The following is a 351-nucleotide window of genomic DNA, read 5'->3' as shown; positions in this document are numbered from 1 at the left end:
AAGCTAGGGCGTCTTTGTCTCCTTTGCCGATCTCGACAAGCTGCTTGAGCATGTGTTTATCGCTCGCATCGCCTGCACCAATAGGACCGGAACGGCGAATACCCACGATCACCACTTGCTTGTACACCTCGTACTCGTCGTCCTCGAATCGAAACACCTGAATGTCTCGATAGCGACCCACCAGTGCGGAGGCTAAGTTCTTGTCGATTTGCGGTTGCGGAATGATGAACACGAGAATCCCATGGCTCACTAGATACCGAGACGTCATACGCAGGAAAATAATCTCCTTGCGATCAGACTGACCCTCTGTATCTTTTGTCGCTCGATCATACGGTGGATTGAGCCACATCA

General features: G+C 51.3%; 1 protein-coding gene. It reads right to left on the bottom strand.

Going from position 1 to position 351, the window contains the following annotated elements:
- Positions 1–351: DUF6094 domain-containing protein (locus tag MM817_RS16605; RefSeq protein ID WP_241717179.1), on the bottom strand; the 351-nt coding region annotated here is incomplete at both ends.

This window comes from Sulfoacidibacillus ferrooxidans (genome assembly GCF_022606465.1).
Taxonomy (GTDB): Bacteria; Bacillota; Bacilli; order Alicyclobacillales; family SLC66; genus Sulfoacidibacillus; species Sulfoacidibacillus ferrooxidans.
Note: the sequence above shows the minus strand (reverse complement) of the source record. Positions and strands in the feature narration are given on the sequence as shown.